Annotated in this window: 9 protein-coding genes and 1 other RNA gene; 6 read left to right on the top strand and 4 right to left on the bottom strand. The window is 69.0% G+C overall.

What is annotated here, in order from left to right:
- Positions 1–117: 117 nt before the first annotated feature.
- The 4 genes from TPR58_RS21430 to TPR58_RS21415 are packed head-to-tail and all read right to left on the bottom strand — an operon-like array spanning position 118 to position 2,470.
- Positions 118–1,041, bottom strand: coding sequence for an ADP-ribosylglycohydrolase family protein (locus TPR58_RS21430; RefSeq protein ID WP_346248807.1), 924 nt, complete (start codon positions 1,039–1,041; stop codon positions 118–120).
- Between the two features lie 4 nt (positions 1,042–1,045).
- On the bottom strand, positions 1,046–1,300 hold the full coding sequence (locus TPR58_RS21425) for a hypothetical protein (RefSeq protein ID WP_346248806.1): 255 nt from the start codon (positions 1,298–1,300) through the stop codon (positions 1,046–1,048).
- 41 nt (positions 1,301–1,341) lie between these two features.
- Positions 1,342–1,809, bottom strand: coding sequence for a GFA family protein (locus tag TPR58_RS21420; RefSeq protein ID WP_346248805.1), 468 nt, complete (start codon positions 1,807–1,809; stop codon positions 1,342–1,344).
- 4 nt (positions 1,810–1,813) lie between these two features.
- Positions 1,814–2,470 (bottom strand): alpha/beta hydrolase, encoded by a 657-nt coding sequence (locus TPR58_RS21415; protein ID WP_346248804.1) that lies wholly within the window; start codon positions 2,468–2,470, stop codon positions 1,814–1,816.
- A gap of 89 nt (positions 2,471–2,559) precedes the next feature.
- Here TPR58_RS21415 and TPR58_RS21410 point away from each other — a divergent pair, with 89 nt between their 5' ends.
- From TPR58_RS21410 to TPR58_RS21385, 6 genes are all read left to right on the top strand, one after another.
- On the top strand, positions 2,560–3,645 hold the full coding sequence (locus TPR58_RS21410) for a cysteine desulfurase family protein (RefSeq protein ID WP_346248803.1): 1,086 nt from the start codon (positions 2,560–2,562) through the stop codon (positions 3,643–3,645).
- A complete protein-coding gene (locus TPR58_RS21405; RefSeq protein ID WP_346248802.1) occupies positions 3,642–4,733 on the top strand; it encodes a cysteine desulfurase family protein in 1,092 nt (363 codons plus the stop codon). Before TPR58_RS21410 ends, TPR58_RS21405 begins: the two co-directional genes overlap by 4 nt.
- Positions 4,730–5,065 carry a 2Fe-2S iron-sulfur cluster-binding protein gene (locus TPR58_RS21400; protein WP_346248801.1) on the top strand — a complete coding sequence of 112 codons (336 nt, stop codon included), beginning with the start codon at positions 4,730–4,732 and terminating at the stop codon, positions 5,063–5,065. The genes TPR58_RS21405 and TPR58_RS21400 overlap by 4 nt, the downstream gene beginning before the upstream one ends.
- Before the next feature lie 113 nt (positions 5,066–5,178).
- On the top strand, positions 5,179–5,559 hold the full coding sequence (locus TPR58_RS21395) for a hypothetical protein (protein WP_346248800.1): 381 nt from the start codon (positions 5,179–5,181) through the stop codon (positions 5,557–5,559).
- A 109-nt stretch (positions 5,560–5,668) separates the two neighbouring features.
- Positions 5,669–5,763: signal recognition particle sRNA small type (gene ffs / locus TPR58_RS21390), an RNA gene on the top strand.
- A gap of 122 nt (positions 5,764–5,885) precedes the next feature.
- Positions 5,886–7,547 (top strand): DNA polymerase III subunit gamma/tau, encoded by a 1,662-nt coding sequence (locus tag TPR58_RS21385; RefSeq protein WP_346248799.1) that lies wholly within the window; start codon positions 5,886–5,888, stop codon positions 7,545–7,547.

Here is a 7,547-nt window from a genome sequence, read left to right as displayed (position 1 = left end):
CATGCCGGCCGTTAGGCAGGCCATCCTCGACCTCTTCGCACGACCACCACCCTCCCGATGCCCGCACTGTCAGCGCTCACTCGGCACGCCGGCCGAACCTAAAGTGCCAAAGTAGTGCTAGGCGGCGACATCCGCCACGGGCGCGCCGAGCAGTCGACGCGCCAGCGCCTCGATCTCGTCGGCCCAGGCAAGCTTCGCGCGCCAGCCCGCCGGGATCGCGCTTGCCCCGTACAGGGCGCCCGCCAGCTGACCGGTGATCGCGGCCACGGTGTCGGCATCGTCGGCGAGGTTGGCGGCCAGCAATATCGCTTCCTCGAAGCTTTCGGTCGTGCCGACGCACCATGACGCCGCCTCCAGACTGTCGACGACATAGCCGCTGGACGAGATGCGATCGCGGGACTTGCCGCGCCATCCGCCGCCAAGGATCGCGGCGATGCGCTCCGGTCCGTCCGACGCCTGAGGCGCCAGCACGGCGTTGCGGTCCGCACCCAGGATCGCGCGACGGGTAAGCAGGGCATAGGCCTCGCACGCCGCCAGGCATTCATCGGCGCCGTGGGTCAGCCGGCTCTGCTCGCGCGCGATCCGCGCCGTCTCCGCCTCGCTGCGCAACGCACCGAAGATCGCCACCGGCGAAAGCCGCATCAGCGATCCGTTGCCCGCGCTGCGCGGATCGACCGAGCCGGCGACGGGATCACCGCTGTCTTCGAATCGCTCGAGCGCGGCGCGGGTGGCGATGCCGATATCGAAACAGGTCCCGGTGCAGCTATAGGCGCCCCAGCGATACCAGTTCACGAAGCGCGACATGCAGTCGACGGGATCGAAGCCGCCACGATCCGCCAGGCTGTTGCCCAGCGCCAACGCCATGGCGGTATCGTCGGTCCACTGGCCGGGTTTCAGCGCGAAGGGCCCGCCGCCGACCATGTCGGTCAGGGCAGGTGCCTGATCGCGCAGGCTGAACTCCAGCGTGGTGCCGACCGCATCGCCCGCGGCCAGCCCCATCAACGCGCCGATCGCGCGATCGATCAGCGCCGGATCGGTCACCCGATCAGCGCGCGGGTACGCTGCGGGTCTTCAGGATTTGCTTGGCGATCATCCAGGCGATGGTGCCGGTGACGACGATCGTCAGCAGCGGCCAGCCGGCGCCCTGGCCCGGGGTCAGCGCCCCCGCCACGAACATCGCGACGATCGGCCCCAGCAGGAGCAGCGCGGCGATTCCCCAGGCAGCGCCGGTCAGCGGTCGCGCACTGAGGATCGAATTGCCCTGGGTATAGCGGAACAGCGGCTTGTTCGGATCGTCCATGGGCACAGCCTAACCGATCGCGTCGGCCGGCTCAATCGCGCTCAATCGTGATCGGGATGCTGGCGATTGCTGCGGCGGATCCCCTCGGCCCAGTCGGGATCGTCGGCCCCGGTCTCGCCCTCGTCGGCCAAAGCCGGCAGCGTGTCGAACCAAGGCATGCGCGCCTCGCTGCCCATCTGGACCTTCGGCGCAAAGGCGGCGGGATCGTCGAGCGTCCCGATCATGAGATTGGTCCGCCCGGTGTCGAGCGAATGGTAGAAGATCGGCGTGCCGCACGCCGCGCAGAAGCCGCGCTCGACCCGCTCGGAGCTCATGAAGATCGACGGGTGACCGCGCGTCCAGTGGAGCGCGTCGTCCGGCGCGGCGACCAGCGGCGCGAACAGCCCGCCGCTCGCCTTCTGGCACATCCGGCAATGGCACAGATGCGCATTGTCTAGCATCGCGTCGGCCCGGTAGCGGACGGCGCCGCATTGGCAGCCGCCCGTCACCGTGACGTCGCGTCGCGTCATCCGATCAGCGGATGGGCGAATTCGGGTCGAGCCGCATGTCGAGATAGCGGTCGACGCTGCCCATCAGCTCGCGCATCTCGTGCTCGAAGAAATGGTTCGCGCCCGGGATGGTGTCGTGATGGATGGTGATGTGACGCTGGGTGCGCAGCTTGTCGACCAGCTTCTGGACCGCGCTGGGCGTGACGACCTCGTCATTCTCGCCCTGGATGATGATGCCCGACGAGGGGCAGGGGGCGAGGAACGAGAAGTCGAACATGTTCGCCGGCGGCGCGACCGAGATGAAGCCGCGGATCTCCGGACGGCGCATCAGCAGCTGCATGCCGATCCAGGCGCCGAAGCCGAAGCCGGCGACCCAGGTGGTCGACGCTTCCGGGTGGAAGCTCTGGACCCAGTCGAGCGCCGAGGCGGCGTCGGACAGTTCGCCGATCCCGTTGTCGAATACGCCCTGGCTCTTGCCCACGCCGCGGAAATTGAAGCGCAGCGTCGCGAAGCCGCGGCGCTGGAACGTCTTGTAGAGCTCCTGGACGATGTGGTTGTTCATCGTGCCGCCGGCATTGGGATGCGGGTGGAGGATCATCGCGACCGGCGCGCGCGGCTTCGGCGCGGGGGCGAAACGGCCTTCGAGGCGGCCTTCGGGACCGGGGAAAATGACTTCGGGCATCGAGGGACCTGCTTGAATTCTGGTGCGCCGGTGGAGCGCGGGAAGTTGCGCGCTATATAGGCAGCACCCCTCTTTACGCAATTGGAACGATGAACTTGGCCGAGCGCACCTATCTGGACCATGCCGCGACCTCGCCGATGCGCCCCGAAGCGCGCGAGGCGATGATCGAGGGGATGCTGCACTGGGCCAATGCCAGCTCGCCCCATGCCGAGGGGCGCGCGGCGCGCGCGGCGCTGGAGGATGCGCGCGCCCGGATCAAGGCGGCGCTGGGCTGGGAGCACACGCTGATCTTCACCAGCGGCGCGAGCGAGGCGCTGTCACTCGCGCTTCAGCGGGTCCGCGGCGGGCGGCGCTGGATCTCGGCGGTCGAGCATGACGCGGTGTTCCGGGCGGCGCCCGATGCGGGAATCCTGCCGGTCGATGTCGCGGGGGATGTCGACGAACAGGCGGTCGCGGAGGTGCTGGCGGGCGGCGGAACGCCGGTGGTGGCGATCCAGCGGGTCAATCCGGAGACCGGCAAGGTCCAGCCGATCGAACGGTTCGATCATGCCATCCGCGAGGGCGGCGGCATCCTGGTCAGCGACTGCGTGCAATGGGGCGGGCGGATCTTCCTGCCCCAGGCCGACATGATCGTGATCTCGGCGCACAAGATCGGCGGACCGCCCGGTATCGGTGCGCTGCTGGTGCGCGACCTGGGCCAGCTCGAACCGACGGGCGGTCAGGAATATGGCTATCGCGGCGGCACCGAGAACCTGCCCGCGGCACTGGGCTTCGCCGCGGCCATCGAGGCGCTGATGGCGCCGGCGGAACCGGACCTGGCGCTGCACGATGCCGATTTCCAGATGCGGCGGCGGATCTGCGATGCGGGCGGGATCGCGGTCGGCGGGCATGGCGATTTCGCTGGGCATATCTTGGCGGTGGCGATGCCGGGGCTGAGCGCCGCGGCTCAGCTGATGCGGTTCGACATGAAGGGCTTTGCCGTTTCGGCCGGCAGCGCCTGTTCGTCGGGCACGCTGAAGGAGAGCCGGGTGCTCAAGGCATTCGGGGTGGCGCCCGAAATGGCCTCGCATACGATCCGCGTCAGCACGGGATGGAGCACCACCCCGGACGAGTTGCGCCGCTTCGCCGACGCCTGGGAGATGATTTCCGCAGAGGCCGGGTCACGCGCGGCATGATCTATCTCGATTATCAGGCGACCACCCCGCTGGCGCCCGAGGCGTTCGACGCGATGCTTCCCTGGCTGAAGGACGGGTTTGCCAATCCGCATTCGCCGCATGCCGCGGGCCGCAAGGCGCGGGCGGCGGTCGAGGTGGCGCGCGATCAGGTCGCCGCCCTGCTGCCGCCCGGAGGAAGCGTGAGCTTCACCAGCGGCGCGACCGAGGCGCTGAACTGGGCGATCAAGGGCACGAGCGGCGCGATCGTGACCCTGGCAACCGAACATGCCGCGGTGCTCGACACGGTCGAGGCCGCGGGGCGGGCAGGGCGGCCGGTGACGGTGCTGCCGGTCGGCGGCGACGGCCTGGTCGATCCGGAGGCCGCGCGCGCGGCGATCGGGTCCGGCACCGGGCTGGTGGCGGCGATGCTGGTCAATAACGAGATCGGCGTGATCCAGCCGATCGAGGCGCTGGCGGCGCTGGCGCATGATGCGGGCGGCCTGTTCCTGTGCGATGCGGTGCAGGGCTATGGCCGGGTCGATATCCCCGACTGCTGCGACCTGATCGCGGTGTCGGCCCACAAGATCCACGGGCCGAAGGGGATCGGCGCATTGTGGATGCGCGAGGGCGTGACCTTGGACCCGCTGATGCATGGCGGCGGGCAGGAGGCGGCAGGACGCTCGGGCACGCTTTCGCCCGCACTATGTGCCGGGTTCGGTGCCGCGGCGCGCGTGGCGGCCGGGCGTGGAGCGGCGGATCGTGCCCATGTCGAGCGATTGTTCGGCCTGGCGGTGGCGCGGCTGGGCGCAGGCTGGGTCGTCAACGGCAGTGTCGATCGCCGCTATCGCGGCAATCTCAACCTGCGGCACGAGGGGCTCGACGTGGCGCGGCTGATGTCGGAGCTGCGCGACATCGCCTTCTCCGCCGGCTCGGCATGTGCCAGCGGATCGGGGCGGTCGAGCCATGTGCTGCGGGCCATCGGGCTGACCGACCTGCAGGCACGGTCGAGTATCCGGCTTGGCTTTGGCCGCGACACCGGCGAAGAGGCGTTGATGGAAGCTCTTGATCACATCGACGCCGCCGCCCGCGCGCAGCGGATATCCGGATGATCCGCGTCCGCTTCGTCAGCGCCGACGGTGCCGACACGCGCGAGGTCGCCGCGGCCGAGGGCGACCGGCTGCTCGAGGTCGCGCAGGCCGACGGCCAGCCGCTGGAAGGAACGTGCGAGGGTCAGATGGCCTGCTCGACCTGCCACGTCATCGTCGCTGCCGACGATTTTGCGCGCCTTCCGCCCGCTCGCGAGGAGGAGGAGGACATGCTCGATCTCGCGACCGGCGCGACCCGCACCAGCCGGCTGGCGTGCCAGATCGTGCTGGTGCCCGAACTCGACGGGATGACCGTGCGGATGCCGCCCGAACATCGCGACATGCAGGGTCGCTGAACGCCTGCCGCTCTCCCTGACATTCGACGGAAACATGTTGCACGGAACCTAAGTACGGGTTTCCGCGTCCATAGCGGGCGGATGTGAGACCCGCGTGTACAGGAGAGTATAGTATGAAGATGTTGTCCCTTGCGGCGGCAGCCGTACTGGCCGCCTTCGCAGTCCCCGGAACGGCTACCGCCAACACATCATCGGTCGGCGCCGTTTCCGCGGTGAATGCAGTAGCGGGTACTTCCGCGCTTGCCAGCCAGGATTGGCGCGACCGTCGGGAGCGTCGCTACGATCGCGGCCGCCGCTATAACCGCGATCGCCGCTATGCCAATCGCGGCCGTTATTATCGGGATCGCCGCTACGCCAATCGCGGTCGCTATTACCGCAACGACCGTCGCGGGTATCGCGACGGCCGCCGCTCCTACTGGGCGCGCGAATGCCGCAATGTCTGGCGCTATGGCCGCAGCTATCGCGACTGCCAGCGCGTCCGTCGCTGGCGCTAACACCCTGTACGCCGACAACACTCACACCAGCGAGTGGTGCTGAAAACGAGGGGGCGGCCTGCCACGGGCCGCCCTCTTGCGCGATCCGGCGGCTTCGCCCATATGCGCCGCGGGAGTCGGGCGGACGGTGCCGTCGCCAACCCGGTCAGGTCCGGAAGGAAGCAGCCGCAACGATTTCGTATCGGGTCGTCCGGCTCCCACCTCAATTACATGCCATTCGCTTCGATGGATCCCGGTTTCGGGGATCCCCGCCGTACGCGTCGATGACGCGCCCGCAGCGCGTTCCGGCTTCGACATCCTCGATCCGAGCGGCTAACAGGATCGCGATGTCCGACGACTCCTTCCTTGGCCTCGAAGAGCCGCCTCAGCCGCAAAAGCCCGAGGCCTATCGCGTCCTTGCCCGCAAATACCGGCCCCAGACCTTCAGCGAACTGATCGGTCAGGATGCGATGGTCACGACGCTGGGCAATGCGATCCGGCGCGACCGGCTGGCGCATGCCTTTCTGCTCACCGGCGTTCGCGGGGTCGGCAAGACCTCGACCGCGCGGCTGATCGCCAAGGCGCTGAACTGCATCGGGCCGGACGGGCAGGGCGGGCCGACGATCGACCCGTGCGGCGTGTGCGAACCGTGCCGCGCAATTGCCGAGGGCCGCCATATCGACGTGATCGAGATGGACGCCGCCAGCCATACCGGCATCGACGACGTCCGCGAGATCATCGAGGCGTCGCGCTATTCGGCGGTGTCCGCGCGCTACAAGATCTACATCATCGACGAAGTCCATATGCTGTCCAAGGCCGCGTTCAACGGCCTGCTGAAGACTCTGGAGGAGCCGCCGGCGCATGTGAAGTTCCTGTTCGCCACAACCGAGGTGAACAAGGTGCCGGTCACGGTGCTGTCGCGCTGCCAGCGATTCGACCTGCGCCGCATCCCGGCCGACAAGCTTGCCGCCCATTTCGCGCGCGTCTGCGATGCCGAGGGTGTCGAGGCGGAGCCCGAGGCGCTGATGCTGGTCGCGCGTGCCGCCGAGGGGTCGGCGCGCGACGGCCTGTCGATCCTGGATCAGGCGATCGCCCATGCCGGGATCGAAGGGGACATGGTGCGGGCCGAGGCGGTTCGGGCGATGCTCGGCCTGTCCGACCGCGGCGCGATCCGCGACCTGTTCGGCCTGTTGCTGGCGGGCGATGCGCCCGGCGCGCTGAATGCGCTGCGCGGGCAATATGATTTGGGCGTCGATCCGCAGGCGGTGCTGCGCACGCTGCTCGAGACGGTGCACGCCACCACGCTGATCAAGCTGGGGACCGAGGCGAACCCGGCCCAGTCGGTCGAGGAAGTGAAGGCGCTCGAACGCTGGGCCGCGGGGCTGAGCTTCCCGATGCTGCACCGGCTGTGGCAGCTGATCCTGCGTGGGCATGACGAAGTCGCCAGGGCGGTGCTGCCGATCGAGGCGGCGGAGATGGCGCTGCTTCGCGTGGTCCACGCCTCGCAGCTTCCCGACCCGGGCGATCTGGCGCGGCAGATCGCGAGCGGATCGATCAGCGTCAACGTGACCGGCGCGCCGGCCGCGCCCCCCGCCGCGGGCGAAGCACCGGCGGCAAGCGCCGCGCCCGAGGGCGCTGTCGCGGGGCTGCCGCGCGACCTGGCCGAACTGGCCGAGTTCCTGGAAACGAATCGCCGCTACCAGCTGGCCGAGCAGGTCCGCCACCTGCTGCGCCCGATCCGGTTCGAGGGGACGGAGGTCGAATTCTCGTCGTCGCGCCCGCTGCCGCAGGATTTCGTCCGCGAGCTTTCCGCGGCGCTGCGCGAGATCACCGGCATCAACTGGAAATTGCTGACGGGATCGGACACGGGGGGACAGACGTTGCGTGAGCGGGAGGCCGACCTGGCCAATGCGGAACGCGACGCCGTGCTGCGGTCGCCGCTGGTGGCTGCGGCGATGCAGGCCTTTCCCGATGCCGAGCTGCTCGGCTGGTCCAAGACAGGAACGTGA

Source organism: Sphingomonas rustica (assembly GCF_039652585.1).
Classification (GTDB): Bacteria; Pseudomonadota; Alphaproteobacteria; order Sphingomonadales; family Sphingomonadaceae; genus Sphingomonas; species Sphingomonas rustica.
Note: the sequence above shows the minus strand (reverse complement) of the source record. Positions and strands in the feature narration are given on the sequence as shown.

Bases quoted from the DNA above. Each gene is read 5' to 3' on its own strand.
- TPR58_RS21395 (WP_346248800.1), top strand. From the start codon at position 5,179: ATGAAGATGTTGTCCCTTGCGGCGGCAGCCGTACTGGCCGCCTTCGCA.
- TPR58_RS21385 (WP_346248799.1), top strand. From the start codon at position 5,886: ATGTCCGACGACTCCTTCCTTGGCCTCGAAGAGCCGCCTCAGCCGCAA.
- TPR58_RS21420 (WP_346248805.1), bottom strand. From the start codon at position 1,809: ATGACGCGACGCGACGTCACGGTGACGGGCGGCTGCCAATGCGGCGCC.
- TPR58_RS21425 (WP_346248806.1), bottom strand. From the start codon at position 1,300: ATGGACGATCCGAACAAGCCGCTGTTCCGCTATACCCAGGGCAATTCG.
- TPR58_RS21410 (WP_346248803.1), top strand. From the start codon at position 2,560: ATGAACTTGGCCGAGCGCACCTATCTGGACCATGCCGCGACCTCGCCG.
- TPR58_RS21415 (WP_346248804.1), bottom strand. From the start codon at position 2,470: ATGCCCGAAGTCATTTTCCCCGGTCCCGAAGGCCGCCTCGAAGGCCGT.
- TPR58_RS21405 (WP_346248802.1), top strand. From the start codon at position 3,642: ATGATCTATCTCGATTATCAGGCGACCACCCCGCTGGCGCCCGAGGCG.
- TPR58_RS21400 (WP_346248801.1), top strand. From the start codon at position 4,730: ATGATCCGCGTCCGCTTCGTCAGCGCCGACGGTGCCGACACGCGCGAG.